General features: G+C 65.1%; 17 protein-coding genes. 6 read left to right on the top strand and 11 right to left on the bottom strand.

Annotated elements, in window-relative coordinates; genetic code table 11:
- Nucleotides 1-21 precede the first annotated feature (21 nt).
- Both sucD and sucC read right to left on the bottom strand, forming a co-directional pair.
- Nucleotides 22-897, bottom strand: a complete 876-nt coding sequence (gene sucD, locus FFS30_RS13705) for a succinate--CoA ligase subunit alpha (RefSeq protein WP_137913740.1) — start codon at nt 895-897, stop codon at nt 22-24.
- Between the two features lie 16 nt (nt 898-913).
- On the bottom strand, nt 914-2,080 hold the full coding sequence (sucC, locus tag FFS30_RS13700) for an ADP-forming succinate--CoA ligase subunit beta (RefSeq protein WP_137913739.1): 1,167 nt from the start codon (nt 2,078-2,080) through the stop codon (nt 914-916).
- A gap of 213 nt (nt 2,081-2,293) precedes the next feature.
- Here sucC and FFS30_RS13695 point away from each other — a divergent pair, with 213 nt between their 5' ends.
- Together FFS30_RS13695 and FFS30_RS13690 are read left to right on the top strand one after the other, a co-directional pair.
- Nucleotides 2,294-3,922: an ATP-binding protein gene (locus FFS30_RS13695; protein ID WP_171014607.1), complete on the top strand. Its 1,629-nt coding sequence runs from the start codon at nt 2,294-2,296 to the stop codon at nt 3,920-3,922.
- 58 nt (nt 3,923-3,980) lie between these two features.
- On the top strand, nt 3,981-5,366 hold the full coding sequence (locus FFS30_RS13690) for a sigma-54 dependent transcriptional regulator (protein WP_137913737.1): 1,386 nt from the start codon (nt 3,981-3,983) through the stop codon (nt 5,364-5,366).
- Between the two features lie 54 nt (nt 5,367-5,420).
- Here the strand turns inward: FFS30_RS13690 and FFS30_RS13685 are convergent, their stop codons facing one another.
- Nucleotides 5,421-6,626, bottom strand: a complete 1,206-nt coding sequence (locus tag FFS30_RS13685) for a glycosyltransferase (protein WP_137913736.1) — start codon at nt 6,624-6,626, stop codon at nt 5,421-5,423.
- Between the two features lie 260 nt (nt 6,627-6,886).
- Here FFS30_RS13685 and FFS30_RS13680 point away from each other — a divergent pair, with 260 nt between their 5' ends.
- Nucleotides 6,887-9,112, top strand: coding sequence for a tetratricopeptide repeat protein (locus FFS30_RS13680; protein ID WP_137913735.1), 2,226 nt, complete (start codon nt 6,887-6,889; stop codon nt 9,110-9,112).
- Between the two features lie 180 nt (nt 9,113-9,292).
- Here FFS30_RS13680 and acpA read toward each other — a convergent pair whose 3' ends face one another.
- Nucleotides 9,293-10,873 (bottom strand): acid phosphatase, encoded by a 1,581-nt coding sequence (gene acpA, locus FFS30_RS13675; RefSeq protein WP_249352449.1) that lies wholly within the window; start codon nt 10,871-10,873, stop codon nt 9,293-9,295.
- A 70-nt stretch (nt 10,874-10,943) separates the two neighbouring features.
- Here acpA and FFS30_RS13670 point away from each other — a divergent pair, with 70 nt between their 5' ends.
- Nucleotides 10,944-12,185: a cytochrome c peroxidase gene (locus FFS30_RS13670; RefSeq protein ID WP_249352448.1), complete on the top strand. Its 1,242-nt coding sequence runs from the start codon at nt 10,944-10,946 to the stop codon at nt 12,183-12,185.
- A gap of 77 nt (nt 12,186-12,262) precedes the next feature.
- Here FFS30_RS13670 and FFS30_RS13665 read toward each other — a convergent pair whose 3' ends face one another.
- The 5 genes from FFS30_RS13665 to FFS30_RS13645 form a co-directional block, all read right to left on the bottom strand.
- Nucleotides 12,263-13,549 (bottom strand): energy transducer TonB, encoded by a 1,287-nt coding sequence (locus FFS30_RS13665; protein WP_171014606.1) that lies wholly within the window; start codon nt 13,547-13,549, stop codon nt 12,263-12,265.
- 364 nt (nt 13,550-13,913) lie between these two features.
- Complete coding sequence (locus FFS30_RS13660) at nt 13,914-15,251, bottom strand: energy transducer TonB (protein WP_137913731.1); 1,338 nt, start codon at nt 15,249-15,251, stop codon at nt 13,914-13,916.
- Between the two features lie 119 nt (nt 15,252-15,370).
- Nucleotides 15,371-15,937: a hypothetical protein gene (locus tag FFS30_RS13655; RefSeq protein WP_137913730.1), complete on the bottom strand. Its 567-nt coding sequence runs from the start codon at nt 15,935-15,937 to the stop codon at nt 15,371-15,373.
- A 2-nt stretch (nt 15,938-15,939) separates the two neighbouring features.
- Nucleotides 15,940-18,066, bottom strand: a complete 2,127-nt coding sequence (locus FFS30_RS13650) for a TonB family protein (protein WP_137913729.1) — start codon at nt 18,064-18,066, stop codon at nt 15,940-15,942.
- Entirely contained in the window at nt 18,056-18,427 is a 372-nt protein-coding gene (locus FFS30_RS13645) for a BlaI/MecI/CopY family transcriptional regulator (protein ID WP_137913728.1), read from the bottom strand. The genes FFS30_RS13650 and FFS30_RS13645 overlap by 11 nt, the downstream gene beginning before the upstream one ends.
- 330 nt (nt 18,428-18,757) lie before the next feature.
- On the opposite strand from FFS30_RS13645, the gene FFS30_RS13635 reads away from it, so the two are divergent.
- A complete protein-coding gene (locus FFS30_RS13635; RefSeq protein WP_137913726.1) occupies nt 18,758-19,246 on the top strand; it encodes an 8-oxo-dGTP diphosphatase in 489 nt (162 codons plus the stop codon).
- 24 nt (nt 19,247-19,270) lie between these two features.
- Here FFS30_RS13635 and FFS30_RS13630 read toward each other — a convergent pair whose 3' ends face one another.
- A complete protein-coding gene (locus FFS30_RS13630; protein WP_137913725.1) occupies nt 19,271-20,104 on the bottom strand; it encodes an oxidoreductase in 834 nt (277 codons plus the stop codon).
- A 110-nt stretch (nt 20,105-20,214) separates the two neighbouring features.
- Here FFS30_RS13630 and FFS30_RS13625 point away from each other — a divergent pair, with 110 nt between their 5' ends.
- Entirely contained in the window at nt 20,215-21,168 is a 954-nt protein-coding gene (locus FFS30_RS13625; RefSeq protein ID WP_249352447.1) for an AraC family transcriptional regulator, read from the top strand.
- A 56-nt stretch (nt 21,169-21,224) separates the two neighbouring features.
- Here FFS30_RS13625 and FFS30_RS13620 read toward each other — a convergent pair whose 3' ends face one another.
- Nucleotides 21,225-22,679: a S41 family peptidase gene (locus FFS30_RS13620; RefSeq protein ID WP_137913724.1), complete on the bottom strand. Its 1,455-nt coding sequence runs from the start codon at nt 22,677-22,679 to the stop codon at nt 21,225-21,227.
- Nucleotides 22,680-22,773 lie beyond the last annotated feature (94 nt).

Genomic DNA, 22,773 nt, shown 5'->3' with positions numbered 1-22,773 from the left:
ACTAGCAAACCCGCGACTCGCTTACTTCTTGAGGCGCGCCGCGATCGCCTTGCCGAGATCGGCCGGCGACTTGACCGTGGTGACGCCGGCCTTCTCGAGCGCGGCGAACTTGGCCGCGGCCGTGCCCTTGCCGCCCGAGATGATCGCGCCGGCGTGGCCCATGCGCTTGCCTGCCGGGGCCGAGGCGCCCGCGATGAAGGCAACGACCGGCTTGGTCACGTATTCGGCGATGAACTCGGCCGCTTCTTCTTCGGCGCTGCCGCCGATTTCGCCGACCATGATGATGCCTTCGGTCTGCGGATCGTCCTGGAACAGCTTCAGGCAGTCGATAAAGTTCAGGCCGTTGATCGGATCGCCGCCGATGCCGATGCAGGTCGACTGGCCGAGGCCTTCGTTCGTTGTCTGGAACACGGCTTCGTAAGTGAGCGTGCCCGAGCGCGAAACGATGCCGACCTTGCCCGGCTTGTGGATGTGGCCCGGCATGATGCCGATCTTGCACTCGCCCGGGGTGATGATGCCGGGGCAGTTCGGCCCGATCAGCACCGTTTCGGGGTAGTCCTTGAGACGGTTCTTCACGCGCAGCATGTCGAGCACCGGAATGCCCTCGGTGATCGCGACGATCACGCGAATGCCGGCATCGGCCGCTTCAAGGATCGCGTCGGCCGCGAACGGCGGCGGCACGAAGATCATCGAGGCGTCGGCGCCGGTCTCGTCGACCGCGTCCTGCACCGTGTTGAACACCGGCAGGCCGATGTGCTGGGTGCCGCCCTTGCCCGGCGTAACACCGCCGACGATCTTGGTGCCGTAGTCGAGCGACTGCTCGGAGTGGAACGTGCCCTGCTGGCCGGTGAAGCCCTGGGTGATGACCTTGGTGTTCTTATTGACCAAAACGCTCATTTGTATACTTCCTCGCTCAAGCGGCCTTGACCGCTGCGACCGCCTTCTGGGCGGCATCGTTCAAATCGAGAGCCGGCGTAATTTTCAGGCCGGAATTGGCGAGCAGCTTGCGCCCTTCTTCGACGTTGGTGCCTTCGAGGCGCGCGACGACCGGAATCGTCAGCCCCACTTCTTTGACCGCGCCGATGATGCCTTCGGCGATCAGGTCGCAGCGCACGATGCCGCCGAAGATGTTGACCAGAATGCACTTGACCTTGTCGGACGACAGAATCAGCTTGAACGCCTCGGTCACGCGCTCCTTGGTCGCGCCGCCGCCGACGTCGAGGAAGTTCGCCGGCTCGGCGCCGTTGAGCTTGATCACGTCCATCGTCGCCATGGCGAGGCCGGCACCGTTGACCATGCAGCCGATGTTGCCGTCCATGGTCACGTAGTTGAGGTTGTGCTTGACCGCGACCGCCTCGGCCTGGTCTTCCTGCGACTCGTCGCGCATCGCGGCGAGGTCGGCGTGGCGGAATTCGGCGTTGTCGTCGGAGTTGACCTTGCCGTCGAGCGCAACGAGATCGCCGGACTTGTTGATCGCGAGCGGATTGAGTTCGACGAGGGAAAGGTCTTTCTCGTTGAACAGCTTGTACAGGCCGAGCATGATCTTGGTCAGCTGGCCGGCCTGCTTGGCGTTGAGGCCCATGGCGAAGCCGAGCTGGCGGCACTTGTACGGCTGCAGGCCTTCGACGAAGTTCACTTCGAGGGTGTGGATGTCCTCGGGGTTCTCGCGCGCGACCTGCTCGATGTCGACGCCGCCGCGTGCCGAGGCGATGAACGCCACCGACTTGGTGGCGCGATCGACGAGCACCGACAGGTACAGTTCCTTGGCGATATCACTCGCCTCGGTGATCAGGACGACGTTGACCGGCAGCGCGCGGCCGCCCGACTGGTACGTCTCCATCTTGGTGCCGAGCATCTTGGCCGAAGCGGCCTTGACGTCGTCGAACGTCTTCACCAGCTTGACGCCGCCGGCCTTGCCGCGGCCGCCCGCGTGAATCTGCGCCTTGACCACCCATTCGTCGCCGCCGAGCGCGCGGGCGGCCTCGACGGCCTCCTCCGGCGTCGCCGCGATCTTGCCGGGCGGCACGGGAATGCCGTAGTCGGCGAACAATTGCTTGGCCTGATACTCGTGAAAATTCATGCGACCACCTTGGGAGGGAGTGTTGCAGGGGACGGCGCGGGCGCCGGTAGGGTCGCGTATTGTGATGAATCGCCGGGTCAAAAAAAAGGCCGTTGCCCGGAACCCCTGCCGTTCCACCCGCGGAAAGCCGCCGCCTGGCCGTTTCGATCTTCCCTCGGCGTGCCGACCCCTTATACTTCGCGCGGGGCCAAACAGACGAGGAAAACCACAGTCGTGGCCGTTGCCGCTGTCCAAACCAAAATCGCCGTGCGCACCGCGGGCGACGCCGATACGGTCGCGCGCGAGTTCTATTTCTTCAACCTGTTCCGCGTGCTCGAAGCGACGATCATTGTCGCCTTGATGTTCAGCCCCTATGCGGTCGAGTGGGTCAAGGTCCTGCATCCGATGCTCGGCCGCGGAACCGCGTTGTTTTATCTGGTGTTTGCCTCGCTGATCGCGGCCTTCGCCACGCGCGAAGTGCGCTATCACCGCTTGTGGATCGACCTCTCGCTCGTCGTCGACATCCTCGTCTGCGCGCTGGCGATGTTCTCGATCCAGCGCCAGTACATCAGCCTGGCCCTGCTCCTGCTCGTCAACATCGGCGGCGCGGCGACCCTGCTGCCGCGGCGTATTTCGTTCTTCTACGCCGCACTGGCCACCTTCGGCGTGTTCGCGCAGAACATCATCGGCAATCTGGTCAACCAGGACGGCCGCGAGATCCTCGAAGCCGGCATCTGCGGCCTGGCCTATTTCTCGATGACCGGCCTGGGCATCTTCCTCGGCCGGCGCATGCGCGATTCGGAAGCGCTCGCCAGCCGTCGCGGCAGCGACTTGCGCAACCTCGCGCAGATCAACGAACTGATCATTCGCCGCATGAAGACCGGCGTGCTCGTCGTCGACGGCGGCAACACCGTGCACCGCTGGAACGAGGCCGCCGCCGCGCTGATCGGCAACCCGACCGACGGACGCAACGACTTAGGCCGCATCGCGCCCGAACTGTCGCGCCGCCTCTATCACTGGCGCACTTCGCGCAAGATCGATAATACGGCGATCTCGCTCGCCGAAGGCGCGCCCGAGGTGATCCCGCGCTTCACCCGCATGGCCGCGAACGACGACGAGAACGTGCTGATCTTTCTCGACGACACCTCGCTGGTCTCGCGCCGCGCCGAGCAGCTCACCCTCGCCTCGATGGGCCGCCTCGCCGGTTCGATCGCGCACGAAATCCGCAATCCGCTCGCCGCGATCAGCTATTCCGCTCAGTTGCTCGCCGAGTCGGAATCGCTCGACGAATCCGACCGGCGCATGATCGAGATCATCCGCAACCACGCCGGGCGCGTGAACGAGATCGTCGAGAACATCCTGCATCTGGCCCGGCGCGAACGCTCGATGCCCGAAAGCATCGACCTCGTCGGCTGGGCCGAGCGCTTCATCGTCGACTTCAAGGCAACCATCGACATCGGCGCGAACGGCCTCATCTGCAAACCGCAGAAGGCCAGGGTGGAAACCCTGGTCGATCCGAAGCAACTGCACCAGGTCGTCTGGAATCTCGTGCAGAATGCGCTGCGCTACGGCCATGCGCCCGGCGAACCGGCGCGCATCACCCTGATCGTGCGCCAGTCGGGCGACCGCGCCCTGCCGATGCTCGACGTCGTCGACCGCGGCCCGGGCATCCCGGCCAAGGTGGCCGCGCAGATCTTCGAGCCGTTCTTCACCACGCACGAACTCGGCACCGGCCTCGGCCTCTATCTCGCGCGCGAGATGTGCATAGCCAACCTCGCCTCGCTCGAATATCTGCCGATCGCGGGCGGCGGCAGCTGCTTTCGCATCACCTTCGCGCCGCCGCCGACGCCGACGCTCGCTTGAACACAGCGGCCCGACTCGTGCGACACTTCTTCCGACTTCCGCGAACACGATCCGCCCGATGAGCCAACCTGCCGCCCTCATAGTCGACGACGAACGCGACATCCGCGAACTGCTCGCGATCACTCTCGGTCGCATGGGCCTGCGCGTGGACACGGCGGCCGATGTCTCCCAGGCGAAAGCGCGGCTCGCCGAGGCACGCTATACCTTGTGCTTCACCGACATGATGCTGCCCGACGGCTCGGGCCTGCAGATCGTCGAGTGGATCGCGGCGAAGTATCCGCAGACGCCGGTGGCGATGATCACCGCACACGGCAATGTCGACGCGGCGGTCACGGCGCTCAAGGCCGGTGCATTCGATTTCGTCTCCAAGCCGGTCGACATCGCGATCCTGCGCCGCCTGGTCCAGGCCGCGCTTAAGCTCGCCGAGGAAAAGAGCGCCGACGCGCCGAAATCCGACGCCTCGCGCCTGCTCGGCGACTCGCCCGCGATGACCCAGTTGCGCGCGACGATCGGCAAGCTCGCGCGCAGCCAGGCGCCGGTCTATATCTCGGGCGAATCGGGCGTCGGCAAGGAACTCGTCGCGCGCCTGATCCACGAGCAGGGCCCGCGTGCCGCGGCCGCGTTCGTGCCGGTCAACTGCGGTGCGATTCCGGCCGAACTGATGGAAAGCGAATTCTTCGGCCACATGCGCGGCAGCTTTACCGGCGCGCAGGCCGACAAGATCGGCCTGTTCCAGGCCGCGGCCGGCGGCACGCTGTTCCTCGACGAGGTCGCCGACTTGCCCGTGCACATGCAGGTCAAGCTGCTGCGCGTGATCCAGGAAAAAGCCGTGCGCCCGATCGGCGGCCGCGCCGAACTGCCGGTCGACGTGCGCATCCTCTGCGCCACGCACAAGAATCTGGCCAGCCTCGTCGAAGCCGGCCAGTTCCGCCAGGATCTCTACTACCGCATCAATGTGATCGAGCTGCGCGTGCCGCCGCTGCGCGAGCGCCGCGAGGACGTGCCCAAACTCGCCGGCCGCATCCTCGACCGGCTCGCGAAAAACTCGGGCGCCGCGTCGGCGCGGCTCAGCCCCGAAGCGCTCGACGCCCTGCTCAGGTACTCGTTCCCCGGCAACGTACGCGAACTCGAAAACGTGCTCGAACGCGCCGTCGCCCTGTGCGAGAACAATATGATCGTCGCCGACGACCTACAGCTCGCGACGCGGGCGCGCGCGCCCGCGTCTATCTCCGCGCCGCCGTCTGCCGCCCCTGAAGAGGACGACGACGGCCTCGACGACGACGCCGCCGAAGTCGGCCTTGGCAGCTACATCTCCAACCTCGAACGCGAAGCGATCATGAAGGCGCTGCAAGAGACGCGCTACAACAAGACCGCTGCGGCGAAGAAACTCGGCATCACCTTCCGCGCGATGCGCTACAAGCTGAAGAAGCTCGGGATCGACTGAAGCGCGGCCTCGGCAGTAACTCGCACGTTGCGCCAGCCGCGCACGTGCGGAACTTCAGATTACTGCCGCTTTCAGCGCGCCCGTCTCCTGACGCAAAAAGTGATTCAGCCATTCGACGACGGCGTCGAGGCTCTCCCGCTCGTCGACGAGAATTTCGGGCAATTTCGCCGCCTCGGACATCGGCGCCGTGCATGCCTGCGGAAACTTCTGCCGATACCGCTCGGCATAGTGCCGATATTCGGCCTTGAACGTGCCGCGGGACTGATGAAGAAGGACGATGTCCCGGCAGATGGCCGTCCGCGCGCCGGCCGACCAGGCGCGATAGCTGAAATCGAGATCGTAGAAATGAAAGCCGTCGAACGTCGCTTCGTCGAAAGCGACTCGCTCGAGCAGGCTGCGACGCATGGCAAGAAAAACGCCGTCGAGCAGTTGCGCGCCCTCCACTATCGGCCCCGATGTTCCGCAAAAGGACAAAGCCACGCCGCGGCCGTGCGGCGCTTGTGGATAGGCCACGGAGACGAAGATGTTCGGCGCGCCCGACCAACTCCAGGCCGGCCCTGAGGCAAGCGTCGAACCGGCGACTCCTATCAGATCGTATGTGCCGAGATGGCCGCGCAGCTTGGCGGCGAAATCCGTACCGAGAATTTCGATATCGTCATGGCAAAGCACGAGTAGATCGCCACTCGCCCGCGCGATACCGCGGTTGTAACCCTCGCACAGCGAGCGTGCGTCGGCGATGTGTACCAGCTCCCAGTCTTCGCCGGCGAGCTGCCGATCCAGACTCGCGCGCAAACGCTGCAGCTTGGCGGGATCGATACTGCAGACGACGACGGAAATCTTCCCCGACGCGCGGTCCCGACCAACACGCGACGGCAATGGCGCACGGGCTCCGGATAGCGCAAGACGATGCGCGCACTCACCAGCGCTGCCGAGCGCCTCCAACTGCTGCGGATCGGCGCGCGCTGCGACGAGCATCGCGCAAGCGGCCTTCTCCCACGCGCCAAGTTCGCCGAGAGCATAGCCGAGAGCGTACCAAGTCCTCCCTTCCTGGCCGGGCCAGGCAACCGCGCGCGCGAACTGCTTTGCGGCATCTTCAAACCGGCCGAGCACGCCATAGACATGGCCCAGGTCGAAAGCAATTGCCGAAGAATCGGGCTGCGCCCGTGCGGCCTGCTCCAATATGCGGCACGCCGCGGGAGCATCGCCGCGGCGCAGTGATTCACGCGCCGCGCGCAGGAGAGGATCGAGACTTTGTTGCATTCGGATCGACACTTCAAGCAATTCAAGGGATGCGGAATTGCGCGAAGCATTTTGGCCGGCTCAGGCTGAATGATTCGTCAAGCCGCGGAGCCGTTCGCGCACGCAGTTTTGATTTTCGTCCATGCCGCTGCCTGGGCCGATGCCGGCAGCATTTCGGCGCAGCGCCGCAGACCGTTCGAGTCGAAACGCGCGGCGCATACTCTGTTGCCGACGGCGGCCCAGGTCAGCACAATGCCGGTTTCCACGCGACCACGATCTAGATGAATGCGAATTCCGCGCAACTGGCAATTGAGCAGTTGCAGCAAGGCATCGCCAAGCAACGTGCAGGGCAGATTTCCGCCGCACTGAGTCACTACCAGCGTGCGGCCAAGCTCGATCCGTCCAACGCGCAGGTCTGGCATCTGCTCGGCGTCTGCGCCCTGCAATCCGGCAACCTGGCGCTCGCCGCGAAGCACTTCCGCACCTGTCTAAAACTGAATCCGGAGTCCGCCGAAACCTACAACAATCTCGGCGTCGCACTGCGCCGCATGGGCAGGCACGGCGAAGCCGTCGACGCATTCCGTTCGGCGCTGGCGATACGCCGCGACTACGCCAGCGCTGCCTACAACCTCGGCCTCAGTTTCGAGGCGATGAACGTGCCCGGCGAAGCCGAGAACGCGTACCGGCACGCACTGCAATCGAACGCAAACGACTTCAACAGTGTCAACGCGCTCGGCAATCTGCTGTTTCGCACTCAGCGAACGGCCGAAGCCGTGCCGTTGCTCAAGCTGGCTCGCCGGCTACAACCCGACAACGGCCACGCCAACGGCGTGCTCGCCCAAGCACTGCTTCAGCTCGACCTCTCGAACGAGGCACTCGAGTACGCACAGGCCGCCGCAACGATCGAACCCGACACCGGGAAATGGTGGGCCGCGCTCGGCCTGATCCGACGCCTGCGCCACGAAATGGAGCCGGCGATTGCCGCGCTGCGTCGGGCAATCGAACTCGATCCCGCCGATGAGCTGTCGAAATGCGAACTCGGCTTCGCTCTCGGCGAAGCCGGCGAGGTCGAAGAAGCGCGTGCGATCCTGCTCGCCGCCATGTCGAACGAGGACAACGCGGAGCGCCTGCGCTGGGCCGCGCGATTGTTGTTGCCGTCGGTCTACGCGAGCGAAGCCGAGGTCGACGCCGAACGCCTGCGCCTCAACCAAGGGCTCGAAGAGATCGAAGCGAAATTGGCGCTCGACACGCCGCATCAGCTTCAACGCACCTATCATGCCGTGCAAGGCGCAGCGATATTTCAGCTCGCCTACCAAGCCCGCGACAACACGGCTCTGCAATACCGCTTCGGCGCGCTGATCGATCGGGCCATGCGTGCCATCTCTCCAGGCATGCAAGCCTGCGACTGGCAAGCGCGAATGCACGGCGGTCGAATCCGCGTCGGCATCGTCAGCAATCACTTGATGCATCACACCGTATCGCGCTACTTCCGGCGTCTGCTGCTCGCGCTCGACCCGGAGCGTTTCGAGGTACATGTCTGGTACGGCGGCGAAACTCGCGATTTCAGCACCGAGCAAATCGCCGCTCGCGCCGCGAGTTTCACACAGACGATGGAAGACCCGCTCGACATCGCGGCGCGCATCCGTTCGACGCAGCTCGACGCGCTGATCTATCCCGAAATCGGCATGGATCCGCGCCATGCCCTGCTCGGCAGTCTGCGCCTCGCGCCGGTCCAGGCCATGCTCTACGGACACCCGGTCACCACCGGGCTCGCGAACATGGATTATTTTCTCAGCGCCGACGCGCTCGAGCCGGCGAATGCGCAGGAACACTATCGCGAAAAGCTGATCCGGCTGCCCGGACTAGGCACGTTACCCGAGCGGCCACCGCCGCCCGATGACGGCGCCTGGCTCGACGCCCATGCCGGCGGCGCACCGATTACGCTTTGTCTGCAGAATCACCTCAAGCTCACGCCGTCTTTCGACGATGTGCTCGCGCGCGTCGCGCTGGAAAGCGGTGCACGCATCGGCTTCTTCATACGCAACACCGGTGTCGCCCAGCGGTTTCGCCGGCGCATCGAGGCGGCATTCGCGGCGCGCGGCCTCGATCCCTCGCAGGCGTTGGCCTTTCTGCCGTCGAAGAGGCACGAAGATTATCTCGGCGCCATCGCGCGTGCGACGCTGATTCTCGACACGCCGGGCTTTTCCGGCGGCGCGACGAGCCTCGACGCGTTCAGCGCCGGCGCACCCGTGCTGACCTGGAACGGCACGATGGCGCGCGGCCGGCAGACGCAGGGCATGCTTGCGATGATGGGCGTGGACGGGCTTGTCGCTGCGGACGAGCAGGACTACGTAGACAAGGCCGTCGCGCTGATCGGCGACGCGCCGCGCCGCGAAGCGCTGCGTGCGCAGATCCTTGAACACAGCGCCGTGCTGTTCGAAGACAACGGCGTGACCGCCGCGTTCGCCGATTTCCTCGATACGGCAACGCGGCAGGCTGGCGTATAGCGGGAACCGCAGACTCGGACACGGATCAACACGGAAGGACACGAAAGAGAGCGGCCGGGCAATTTCATCTCTTAGCGACTGCGGCCTGAGATGACGCAATGCTCGCGAACGGTCTTCTTTTCCGCAGTCCGCTTTATCCGTGTCCTTCCGCGCTAATCCGCGTCGAAACCTCTCCGCCTCTCAGCGCGGAAGATCCCAAGCCTCGCTCAAATCGCCCATCGGCACCGCGCCTGCGGCCTTGAGCGCCGCGTCGCGCTGCTCGATGCCCGGCAGTGGCGCGAGGCGGTAGCGGCGGTTGATCAGGCGCTGGATCGAGCCGGTGTCGTATTGCGTATGGTCGACGTGATTGCGCTTGGCGTACGGCGAAATCAGGATCGCCGGAATGCGCGTGCCGGGCCCCCAGCGGTCGCCTTTCGGCGGCGCGACGTGATCCCACCAGCCGCCGTTCTCGTCGTAGGTGACGATGACGACCATGTTCTTCCATTGCGGGCTTTTTTCCAGGTGCGCGATCACTTCGGCAATGTGCTCGTCACCGGCGCTGACGGTCGCATAACCCGCGTGCTGGTTGAGGTTGCCCTGCGGTTTGTAGAACGTCACCTGCGGCAATTTGCCGGCGTCGATGTCGGCGATGAACTTCGCGCCGTCCATACCGCCGTCGCGCAGATGCTCGGCGCGCGCAGGCTTGTCGGGCGCGTAGTTCGCGTAGTAGTTGAACGGCTGGTGGTGATACTGGAATGCGATGCGCGAGAGTTCCTTGCCCTCGTCGAGCGCAACCTGCCAAGCGCCCGAGTACCAGGCCCAGCTCACGTTGGCCGCACTGAGGCGGTCGCCGATCGTCTCTGCAACCTGCGGGCTCAGCGTATTGCGCTTGTCGGCATCGGCATAACGCGCATCGCCGCCCTTGGCCGCGGTGTTGCCCGAAGGCTGGTACGGCGGCTGCATCGTATTGACCGCGTAGTAGTCCGGCGTGAGGTTGCCGTAGCGCACGAATTTCGGCGGCCCGTCGAGCGCCGACGCGGGATTCTTCGGATCGAGCTTTAAGCTGACGCCGTCGTCGTTGACCACGGAGACGTTGCTCGCATAGGTCTTCGGATCGGCCTTGGTCTTGAAGTCGAACGGCGCGCAGGCGCAGACCAGGTACTGGTGGTTGAGAAACGACGAGCCGAACGCGCCCTGGAACCAGTTGTCGGCGAGCGTGTACTTCTGCGCGATTTTCCACAGCGCCATCTTCGCGCCGTCGAAATGGCCCATGACCTCGCCACCCGCATCGCTGTACGCGGCGAACAGATCGTTCTTGCCGCCATTGATCTGCATCTGGTTGTTGTAGAAGGCATGGATCAGATCGTGCAGCTTGTAGTCGAGGCCGACGCCGTAGCCGTTGGGATCGTCGAGCGCGTACGGCCGGTTCGGGTGGCCGCGCGTCGCTTCGGTGGTGATCTGCTTCGGATCGGACGGATCGGTCAGGCCCTTCCCAGGCACGGGCGGCAGGCTCTTGAGCACGCTGCCGTCGCGGTCGCGCTGCAGGTACTGCTCGGGTTTCAGATTCTGCAGACCGTTCGCACCCGGAAAGTTGCCATAGAGATGATCGAAGGCGCGGTTCTCGGCGAAGATCACGACGATGTTTTGGATCGCGTCGAGTTTGGGCTTGGTCTCCGCGGCGCCCTGCTTCGGCGTATTCGACGTCGATGTATGCGGCGTGGTCTGGCACGCGGCAAGCAGGGTGACGGCGGCGGCAAGAGCGATCGGTCTCAAACTCGGCATGTGCATTCCCACTCGAAACAAGGTGTTGAGGCAAAATGGTCGCATGCGCCGCCTCAATTGTGTACTTTTTGTGACAGTCGCCAGCACCTGCGCCGCGCTGTTCGCCGCCGAAACCGATTCCATATCGTCCTATGCGCAGGCGCGTGAGCGTACCGCGCTGCTGCGCGAAGCCGGCCGCGCGATTTTTTCCGACCCGGCATTCTCGGCATCGGGCAAGCAATCCTGCGCAAGTTGCCACGATCCGGCCCGTCGCTACAACCCGCCGAATGTGCGCGACGTGCAGATCGGTGGCCCAGGCCTGCGCGAACAGGGCTTGCGCGCGCCGCCGACGCTGACTTACCTCAACCGCGTGCCGCCGTACGACAATCACTACTACGACTCCGAGGAAGAAGCCGACGGCTCGGTCGACAACGGCCCGACCGGCGGCCTGACCTGGGACGGCCGCGTCGACACCGGCGCGCAGCAGGCGGCGATTCCGCTGACGGCGAAATTCGAGATGGCGAACACGCGCGTCGGCGTCGCCGCGGCTGTGCGCAAGGCGCCGTATGCGGCGACGCTGCGACGCGCGCTCGGCGACGATGCGCTGGCCGACGACGAACGCGCTTTCGCGGCGGTCGTGCGCGCGTTAGGCGCGTTCGAGGAGGACTATGCCGAGTTCAGCCCGTACACGAGCAAGTACGACGCTTTTCTGACCGGGCGCGCCCAGCTCAGCGCGCAGGAGCGCCGCGGCCTCGACTTGTTCGATGACGAAAAGAAAGGCAATTGCGCGCAATGCCATCTGTCCAAACGCGGCCTCGACGGCACGCCGCCCGCGTTTTCCGACTACGGCCTGATCGCGCTCGCCGTGCCGCGCAACGCGGCGATCGCGCGCAACCGCGACGCGCGCTTCTTCGATCTCGGCGCCTGCGGCCCCGAGCGTACGGACAAGGCCGGCCAAGCCGAATATTGCGGACTGTTCCGCACGCCGACGCTGCGCAACGTCGCGCTCAGAAATAGCTTTTTCCACAATGGGAAATTCCACGACCTGCGCGACGTCGTCGATTTCTACGTCACGCGCGACATCACGCCCGAGCGCTGGTACGCAAAGGACGCCGTCGGCAAGACCATCGTCTACGACGATCTACCGGCGCCATACCACGCCAACATCAACCGCGATCCGCCGTTCGCCGGCCAGCATGCGAGGGCGAAACCTGCGTTGACCGCGACCGAGATCGATGATGTCGTCGCCTTTATGCGCACACTGAGCGACGGCTACCTCAAGGACAATCCGTATCGCGAGGAGCGGCGACGCGAGGCGAAACCGCCGCGTTGATTTGGCGCACGCGCCGGCCTTATCGCGCCGTGCGTGCGTTGCTTCGACGACCCGCGAACGCGATCCGACCTTCTTCGTTACGGCGCTCCGACGACGATGTCCTGCAGCGTGGCCGACACCGCCGGCAACGCCGCTTCGGCCTCGGCCGACGCAATCGGCGCGGCACCCGATAGACGGAATTCGACCGGCACGCGCACGTCGCTCGCGACCGCGCTGCCGTTCGCCAAAGCCGGATTGAACTGCCACGCCTGCACCGCTTCGAGCGCGGCCTCGCCGAGTTCGCTGGCCTCGACCGGCGCGACCACCTGCTCGACGCGCGCGGTGACAAGACGGCCGTCGGCCGCGAGCTGGCAACGCACGAACACCTTGCCGGCGATCTTCTCGCTCAATGCGTGCGCGGGGTAGACCGGCGCGGAAATGCGCCGATAGCTCGCCGCCTGCGCGCGCGACGGATTCGGCGCAGCCATCGGCAGAAAGCCGTTCGAGCCGGCGAGGCGGAACTTCACCGGCGTCGTGATCGTGCCGGCGACCGGACTGCCGTTGCGCAGCGCCGGCTTGTAGCGCCATTGCAGTGCGGCAGCGGCAGCGGCGCCGCCGAGATCGGCGGCGTAGGCCGGCTCGACCTCGACCGCTTCGGCCGACGTCGGCACGCCGCGCGCATCGACCGCAACGCTGACCTGCGCCTCGCCCTGCACGCCCGCGCGCGCGGCCTCGGCCGGATAGCGCGGCGGTTGAAGCATGCGTGAGCGCGGGATTTCCGCCGGTGCAGCGTCCGTCGCGACGACGGGTTCGGCATGCGTATCGGTAGCGACACGGTGTACGACCAGGGTCAGCATAAAGGCTTTGCTGCGCGTCGCCGGATTCTTGCCGTCGACCTGACCCGGGTTCTGCTCAACCGTCGCCGAATGGCCGTCGCGCACGATCGCGTAAGGATGGCTGATGAGATTGCCGTTGTACTTCAAATCCGAGGTCAGTTCGATCGTGCCGTCGGCGAGCGGTTTGAAGCGGCCGTCGAGCTGCCAGCGCTCGTCGCCACGCGCTGCGACCAGGGTAAAGGTCTCGCCAGCGCCGCTGCGCAGGCGCGCCGCCGCGCCGAACGGATCGCCCGACTTCGCCTCGACCTGACGCGCATAGAACTGGCTCTGCCAGCGCGCCGCTGCCGCCGCGTCATCGGCGCGGCCATCGACGACCTGGCCGTCGACGACGATCTTCGCCTCCGCCTCGAACAACGGCGCGGCCTCGCTTTCGGCCGTGACGACCGATGATGCGGGCGGCGCGTCCACAGCCGCTGCCGTCTGCAGCGCAGATGCGCCGATCAATCCGAATGCCGCGGCGGCAAGCCCTGCCGCGCATCGCCGTTTCATGCTCAATTCGTAGCGGATTGCCGCCATACCGATGTCCCCTGAGAAGTGCGGCGGCGATCTGCCGTCGCGATCAAAACCGTGACGACTTTAGCATTTCGATCGCCGAATGAGGACGGCGTAGATCGGCGCGCGCAGAAAAAACCGCAGCCCGATCTCGGCTGCCTTCATGTCTATCGCTTCTGCCGCAGAACGGGAGGCCGGCGAAAGCTTGAACGACGGAGAGCGCGGAGAAAACGATGAGCGTCGACTCTCTTTCCGTACTCTCGGTGTTCTCCGTGGTTGCCGCCTTTCGATCTTGCGTTGCAAGCAGATCGAACAAGCTCACCCAAGCCGCATCGTGCGCGGCTCACGCCAATGCGCGTGTTCAGTTCGCCGCGCCGGGCGCCACGACTTCGATAAGCTGCAACGTGCGCTTTGCCGGCAACGACGAGATGGCCAGCGCCGGCTTGACCGGCGCCGCCTGATTCTGGGCAAGACGGAATCGAAACGGCACGCGCACTGTGCTCGCGCTCGTGCGGCCATCCACCGTCTGCGGATTGAATTGCCAGGTCTTGATCGCTTCGATTGCGGCCTCACCGAGTTCCGCTGCCGCGGGCGGATCGATCGCCTCGACCTGCGCCGTCGTCGCTCTTCCGTCGGCGCCGACTTCGACCGACACGTACACCGTGCCTTCGACGCCGTTCGCGAGCGCATGCGCCGGATAGACCGGTGGCGACAGGCGGCGATAACTGGCGCCGAGCGGCCGCGCGGGATCGGGCTCGTTGATTTTGCCGCCGGAAAGCGTGAAATCGACCGGCACCGTCAGTGCGCCGCCAACTGCATGGCCGTTCTGCCGACCGGGTTTGTAGCGCCACTGCAACGCGGCGGCAACTGCGGCGCCACCGAGCTCAACCGCGGACGGCGGCTCAATGCCGAACACGTCGGCAAGTGTCGGCATGCCTTGCTCGTCGATCAGCACATTGACCAGCACCTTGCCTTGCACGCCTGCGCGCACGGCTTCGGGCGGATAGCGCGGCGGGTGCATGCGCCGCGTCTGCATATCGGCCGATGGCGGCGCATTGGCTGCGGGCGCCGCTTCGGCGGCCTCCGGCTTACGCTCCGTCAGATGCGCGCGCTGTTCCGCACTCAACGTCGACGCGTCGACGTGTTTGACGATCAGGTCGAGTCGGACGCCGGATGCGCCGGCACCACGTTCAGTAGCGTTCGAAGCGATCTCGACGCGCGCGCCGTCGCGCGCCGGCACGCGTACTTCGCGCACGAAGGCGCCGTTGTGCAGGAAGCGCGCATTGATTTCGTAGGCACCGTTCGCCTGCGGTAGCGAGGAGAGTTCCATGCGCCAGCTCTCGTCGCCGCGCTTCGCCTCGATCGTGAAGTTCTCGCCGGCACGGTTGAGCGGATGCACATCGTTGTCGTCGCGCGCGAGCGCATGCGTGGAAAATCCGCCGATCCAAGGCGACGGCGAACCGTCGAGCGGCTTCGCTCCCGCGATCATACCGCCCGTACCCATGACCGAGAGGCCGTCGATGCTCAGGGCAAAATCGGTTTGCACGATCGATGCGGGCCGCGCATCGGCAGCCGCCGGGGGATTCGCTGCATCGGGTGGTTGGGCCCAGGCTGTTTGTGCCGTGGCGATCAATACAAAAGCGAATAGGCGCAGGGTGGTCGCACCGTGGCGCGTGACGCAAGCTGAAAACAACGACATGACGATCCTTCGATTGCCGCGATGCCGCGCATGGTAGCAAAGGTTTCGCGGCGCGGTTCGGCGCGCTGCACGCGCTTTGTACTTTTCAACCGCTGCAGCGGCCTGCACCGCAGCGCGCGTCAGTTGTGTCGCGTCATCGCACCGACGACGGGCTTGCCGTCGCGTAGCTCGAAGCGGAAATCGAAATCGAGACTGAAGGGTTTCTTCTCGATGCTCGCCGGGCGCGAATCAACGATGTTGCCTTCGGCGTCCTTCACCTCTTCCCAGCGCGTGAATGTCAGCGGCGTGTAGAACCAGCCGCGCACCGCATCGCGCACCGCCTCGTCGAACTCGACCGGGCGCGGACTTGCCGGATCGGCCGGCACGATGCGCACTTCCTCGACCGTGCCCTGCGCGCCGAAGATCAGCTTCGCTTTCACCATCACCAGCGGCAGATGCAGCGCAATCATCGACGGCGGATAGACCGGCGGCGGGTTGTCGCCGGGCTGCGGAATCGTGGTCGATTCGTCGTCCTTTTCTTCGTAGTGCGTCGCCTGCGGATCGACGCTGGCCTTGTATGCCACCTTGGTGCGTGGCGGCGCGTGTTCCGGCTTGATCTCGTGCACGCAGCCGGCGAGGACGAACGCGCAGGCCGTCGCCAGCCACGCGCGCCCGCCAAGGCGGCAAGAAGGATTTCGCCGCCGCACCGTCAGCTCTTCGCTCCGGTGATCTGGATCGATTCGAGCGCACGCACCGATTCGGGATAGACCGGCGCCACATAGTCGACGGTCGACGGCGTCTCTCCCTCGATGCGGTACTTCATCGGCACCAGCACCTCGCTCTCGACCGCGCGCCCGTTTTGCATCGGCGGATTGAACTGCCAGCCCTTGATCGCGGCGAGCGCGGAATCCTTGAGCGCCAGCGCGATCGGCGGCGTGGCCTGATCGACATAGGCGTCGCTGACTTTGCCTTCGGCGTCGACGTGCGCACGCACGTACAAGGTGCCGGAGATTTTTGCCGCGATCATCTCTTTCGGATACACGGGCGGCCGCATCTTGCGATAGCTGACGCCAGCGTCGCCGGGCTCCGCGGCGACCGGCGCGAGCGGCTTGCTCGACTCGGTGTCCGACAGTACGAAGTTCACCGGCACCAAGATTTCGCCGGCGACCAGCCGGCCGTTCTCGACGGCTGGATTGAACCGCCATTGCATCGCCGTGGCGACCGCGGCATCGGCGAGAACGCGCGCCGACTGCGGCGGCTCGACGCTCTTCACTTCGGCCGAGGTCGGCGTGCCGTTTTCGTCCACCGCGACCCTGAGCATGACCTTGCCGCTGATGTGGTTGCGCACCGCTTCGGCCGGATACTTCGGCGGATACATGCGGCGATAGCTCAGATTCTCCGTCACCGCACTGTCGGGCCCGACACCGCCGCTCAGCTTGCGTGCGATCGCACCGTCGACCTTCCTCAAGGTGAAGTCGAGCTTGAAGCCTTTCGCGGGACCGTCGTTGATGCCGAACGCAGTCGCCGTACCGTCGTTCACGATCAAGCTCGGCATGCTGACCACGACCTGGTTGTGAAGCACTTTCGCGTTGAACGCGATCGTGCCGTCGGCGCGCGGCTCGGATACGCCGACGATCTGCCAGCTGTCGCCGCCTTTGCTCACGGTCGCATCCCAGGGCTGGCCGGCGCGGTTGAGCACGCTCAAGCCAGATCGGCCGCCGTTCACGACCACACCGTCATTCGTGTTGTTTAACTCGGCGCGCCAATGTCCGCCGTCGGATGGATTCTTGCCCGCGTCGGTCTTGCCGGTATCGAGAACGCGCTCGCCGTCGATCGTGACCACGAAATCGGTTCGCACGAACGTCGCCTGCGCCACCGCCATCGGCTCGGCAGTCGTTGCAGCTTCTGCCGTTGCGGCAGTCTTTTGCGGCTGTGCCGCCCAGCTCGTGTATCCCGCCGTCGATGCCAGCGCCACCAGCACCGCACTTGCGAGTGCGCGCCGCGGCGCGCTCGGTATAGGAAATTTCAACATTGCTATTCGCTCTTTCAATGGATGGCTCGTCGGCCAGTGACAACCAGCCGGAAGTCGCAGCTCCTGCCGCGACTCGCCGACCAGTTGTGCCTTCAACATCGCGTCGGCATACGACCGGCGCGCTTCCGGAAAACGGGACATGACCGCCGCGTCGCAGGCGATTTCCTGGTCGAAGCGAAAGCGCGAGGCGGCGAAATGGAACAACGGGTTGAACCAGTTGAGGCAGCGCAGCAGCGCGGCCAGCGCGTTGATCTGCGCGTCGCCGCGGACAAGGTGGGTGCGCTCGTGCGCAAGCACGAGTTCGCGTTCGCGCGGCGTGTAGCGCGACTCGAAATCGTTCGGCACGACGATGCGCGGGCGCAGTGCGCCGACCAGCGCCGGGCAGCCGGCCGTCGCCTGCGCACGCAGAGCGCCACCGTCGCTTGCGCTGAGCGCGCCGAGGTTCTTCACGTAGCGCCGTTGCTGCTGCACGAAGATCGCCACCAGTGCGAGCGTGCCGGCAATCCACAGTGCGAGCAGGTAAGGCGGCCAGTCGATCGCTGCCTCGGCCATCGCGGCCGGCAATTCGATCGGCGCCGACAGCGGCGGCGCGGATGGCGCGAGCGGCACTGCCGAGGCGAGCGGCCGTACCGGCGCGGGCAGGAAACTCGCGAGCGCGGCGACCGGCACGAGCAGCCAGAGCCGATAGGCGAAGGCAGCGCCGAGCCGGCGCCGGGCCGGCACGCGCAGGGCCAGCACGAGCGCCAGCGCGACACTCGCGGCGATTGCGCCGCGGCCCAGGGCAAAGAGCAGTTCATGCGTCATCGTCGAGCTCCTCGATCAGGCGCTTGAGTTCGGCGAGATCTTTCTTGCCGAGCTTGCCGGCCTCGGAAAAATGCGCCACGAGCGGCGCGACACGGCCGCCGAACAGGCGGTCGATCAGGCTCTTGCTTTCGCTGTGTACATATTCGGTGCGCTTGAGCTTGGCGCTGTACAGATAGCGCTTGCCATCGCGCTCGGCGACGATCGCGTGCTTCTTCAGCAGGCGGTTGAGCAGGGTCTTGATCGTCGGCTCCTGCCAGTCGGTCGTGTCGGCGAGCGCGGCGACGACTTCCTCCGCACTGAGCGGCCCTGCGGCCCGCCACAGCACATCCATCACCACGCTTTCGGCATCGCTGATCGACATCGCAAACTCCAATTACGCTCGTAATTGATATGGAGATTACGCGCGTAAATTGAAAAGTCAAGGACAGGATGTCCTTGTCCCCGCCAGCACAGGGATGTGTGATGAGCGGGGAGCCAGTTTCAGATGCTCGTCTACCGGCAAAGCGGTGAGCGGTGAGCGGTGAGCGGTGAGCGGTGAGCGGTGAGCGGTGAGCGGTGAGCGGTGAAGCGTCGGGTTTTCGTGGTGTTCGCGCAAGGGCGGCAACGCGGGTTTCGCGGTCGCGGCATTCGCGGGAATACGGGACGGCACCGTGCGCAGTTACAATCCGCGACTCGACGAAGAGAACTGCGCATGCCCTACACGCCCATCCTCGCTACGCTCGGCTACGTCCTCTCGCCTGACCGGCAGCGCGTACTGATGATCCATCGCAACGCCCGCGAAGGCGATCATCATCTCGGCAAGTACAACGGCCTCGGCGGCAAGCTCGAAGCGAACGAAGACGTCGTCGCCGGCATGCGCCGCGAGATTATGGAAGAGGCCGGCATTGACTGCCTCGACATGCACCTACGCGGCACTATCAGCTGGCCCGGTTTCGGCAAGCACGGCGAGGACTGGTTCGGCTTTCTCTTCGTCGTCACGCGCTACTCGGGCACGCCGCTCGATCGCAACGCCGAAGGCACGCTCGAATGGGTGGAGGTCGAGCGCATTCTCGATTTGCCGCTGTGGGAAGGCGACAAGCATTTCCTGCCGTTGGTCTTCGACGCTGACCCGCGCGCGTTCCACGGCATCATGCCGTACCGCGACGGGCGCATGCAGAGCTGGGCCTGCAGCCGCGTGTAGCAACCTCGCCGGCTCGCAGCCGAGTCAGCCGTCGGTCGAACGCGAGATTTCCTCCCAGCGATCGATCTCGGCGTTCAGATCAAGCAGCTTCCGGCGTACCAAGTCGAGCGCGTCGCTGCCGAGCAGCAGATGCGCAGGCGGCGAGTCGCTCGCAATCACGTCGAGCATTGCCCGCGCCGCTTTTGCCGGATCTCCGAGCTGCTTTCCGCTCTTTTGCTGGCGCGCTTCGCGGATCGGATCAAACAATCCGTCGTAGTCGGGAATCGAACGCGGCGTTCTGACCATGGAGCGCCCCGCCCAATCCGTGCGGAACGAACCCGGCGCCACAGCGGTAACGGCGATGCCGAGCGGCGCCACTTCTTTGCCGAGCGTTTCCGAAATGCCTTCGAGGGCAAACTTGCTGCCGCAGTAGTAGGCAATGCCCGGCAAGGTGATGTACCCGCCCATCGACGTGATGTTGAGGATATGCCCGCGGCGCCGCTGCCGCATATAAGGCAGCACGGCCTTCATCATGGCGACGGCGCCGAACACATTGACCTCGAATTGCCGCCGCATTTCCGCCAGCGGCGACTCTTCGAGAACGCCTTCGTGACCATAGCCGGCGTTGTTGACCAGCGCGTCCACCGCACCGACGTTCGCCTCGATCTCAGCCACCGCGCCGTCGATCGCATCGAAATCGGTCACGTCGAGAATGCGGCCTACGGCGCTGCCCGCAGCGAGCGTTTCGAACTCGCGCCGGGTCTGCGCGCTGCGCACGGTTCCGACCACGCGATGCCCCATTGCGAGAGCTTCCTGGGCGAGCGCCCTGCCGAACCCGCTGCTGACCCCAGTGATAAGCAAAGTCTTGGTTGCCGCCATCGCGCCACTCCTGAAGAATAATGAGAGGGTGCACAATAGACTCTTGTGAATGCGATTTTGACGCCTGATTTTCTTATTTTCTTGCCTATTCCTATGAGCTGCTGTCTGTCGTGAAAAAAGCCGAGCAGCCGCCGCGAGACGAACACCGGCGCATGGTCGCGCTGGTTCGAGGGCTCGCGCCCGACGAGGGATACAACCTCACGGCGCTGCCCGGCGTGCGCATCCTGCGCTCCGATCGAAGCCTGTCGCGCACGCCGGTTTTGTACGATCCCGGCATCGTCATCGTCTGCCAGGGCAGCAAGCGCGGCTATTTCGGCAACCAGGTTTACCTCTACGACGAGCAGCATTACCTCGCGGTTGCCGTGCCGGTTCCGTTCACGATGGAATCCGACGGCACGCCCGCACGTCCGCTATTGGCCGTCTATATCCATCTCGATTTTCAGATGGCCGCCGAGCTGATGATTCAAATCGATCGCCATCACCTGCCGGTCGATCGGCAGACACCGCTCAGCATGATGTCCAGCCCGATGGACTCGACTCTGCGGACCTCGCTGCTGCGCTTTCTGCAGGCAATGAACCGACCGTTGGAAGCGGCGGTTCTCGGACCGGGCCTGCTGCGCGAACTGTATTTCCGCGTGCTCACCGGACCTCAGGGCATGGCAATGCGCTCGGCGCTCGGCATGCACGGGCAATTCGGCAAGATAGGCAGAGCGCTACGCCGTATCCACCATGCCTACGCCGAGCCGATCAATCTGAGCCAATTGGCACGCGAAGCCGATATGAGCGTCCCCGCATTCCATCATCATTTCAGGACGGTCACGCGAACGTCGCCGATGCAGTACCTGAAGTGCACGCGGCTGCATCAGGCGCGTCTATTGATGGTGCGTCAAAGCATGACCGCGGAGGCGGCCGGCTACGCGGTGGGCTATGCGAGCGCGTCGCAGTTCAATCGCGAGTTCAAGCGGCTGTTCGGCCTGCCGCCCGTCGCGGAGGTGAAGCGCATGAGAAAAAATTTCGCGATACCTCCTGCGCAGGCAGCATCGGAATACGTCTCGTCGCACTGAGCGTTTCGCACTTTCCGCCAACACGAGAAGCGGATTCTCCGCGACAGTCCCCCGCGCTAACCGCCGTGCGCATTGGTAGTTCGTGCTGCGGCATTCTGCAATAGACGATCCAGCTCAGCCGTACCGATGTCGATATCGCGGCGAAAGCGCAGCGCATCGGGCGAAGTCGGCGCAGGCACCGGCGTCGCCACATCGGGCGGAACGCCGCTGACCTCGAATACCTTCCCATGCGGGTCCATGTAGATCTCGTTCGACAGGGAAAACGACCAGCCGTTGGGCAGGACTTTTTCCAGGCGGTCGGACAGCACGCCACGCGTCGGCTGGCCGATCTGTACGGTCGCGGGCAGCGCGCGCAAGGCCATCGTCGCCGTCTCCGCGGCGCTCACGGTGAAATCGCCGGTCAACACCGCGAGCGGCACGGGCAGGCGGTTCCCCGCGGACGGCCGTACCTGCATCGCATATGCCGGATGCGTCTTGCCTTTCTCATAGACGCGCTTGCTCCAGACTGGCCGCGGCGCCGCGGCGAAGCGCCCGGCGATCGCGAGCGCGATCGATTCCTCGCCGCCGCCGTTGTAGCGCAGGTCGACGATCACGCCCTTTACGCCGCGCAAGCCGGCGACGACTTCGTCCATCGCCGCATCGACCGAACGCACGCGTATATCCATCGGCACATGATCGTCGTCGCCCTCGCCGAAGCCGGCCATGGTGAAGATCGCCACGTAGCCGTAAGTCGCAGCGTCCTTGGCGTCGCCGGAGCGCGGCTTCAACTTACCGTAGTAAACCTGACGATTGCCGGCCTCCTTGGCCGCGGAGCTCAGCGGCGTGTCCTTGCCTTGCAGATAGGCCACGAGCTGCTTTTGCAAATAGTGATCGTCGAGCAGCACCGGCCCGTCCGGTCCCGCCTGCGTCGCGATCGGAAATTTCTTCACGCGCGCGACGCGTTTGCCATCGACCATCCTCACATGCGTGTCTTTCAGCAAGGCGAGCATCTCGGCGAAGATCGGAAACGGATCGCCGTCCTTCGGCAGCGCGGCGACGCGGGCGCGATAGCTCTCGCGCAGCGCCTGCCAATCCACACCGTGAGTGGCGAAGAACGCGTAGTGCGTGTCGAACGTGTTCCACAGATAGTCGAAGTTGCGCAGCGGGTCGCGGTTCGGCGGCGCGTCAGAGCAAGCGGCCGGCAGGCGGTCGAGCCGATCGACGGTCATGCCGGACACGATCAGATGCCAGGCCGCACCGGGCTCGCTCGCGTTGCGTATCCAGTCGCCATAACTGCCGCTGAATTGCGCAGGCGTCATAAACGATTGCCGCAGACATTGCGCACCGAGCGTCTCGTACAGCGTGACCTTCCCCGCCTCGACCTGGAAAATCGCGCCATAGCCGCGGCTCTGCCAGATCCCGGGCGGAAGACCCCTCTCGACGGGCGCGGCGCCGACGCCGAACGCAAGGCACGCCAGCAGCGCAGCCCATACCCCTTTGTCACCCAGGCACTTCCGCAACGACGGCATCATCACGATCTCCCATGGAGGCGGTTTGAGTCCAGTCTAAAGATGCGATGACAGAGCGAACGGTTTCTTACTTGCGAAAAAATTCCGGTAAGGGTTT

This window comes from Rudaea sp. 3F27F6 (genome assembly GCF_005503555.1).
GTDB lineage: Bacteria > Pseudomonadota > Gammaproteobacteria > Xanthomonadales > Rhodanobacteraceae > Rudaea.
This window is presented reverse-complemented; position numbering and strand designations above follow the sequence as displayed.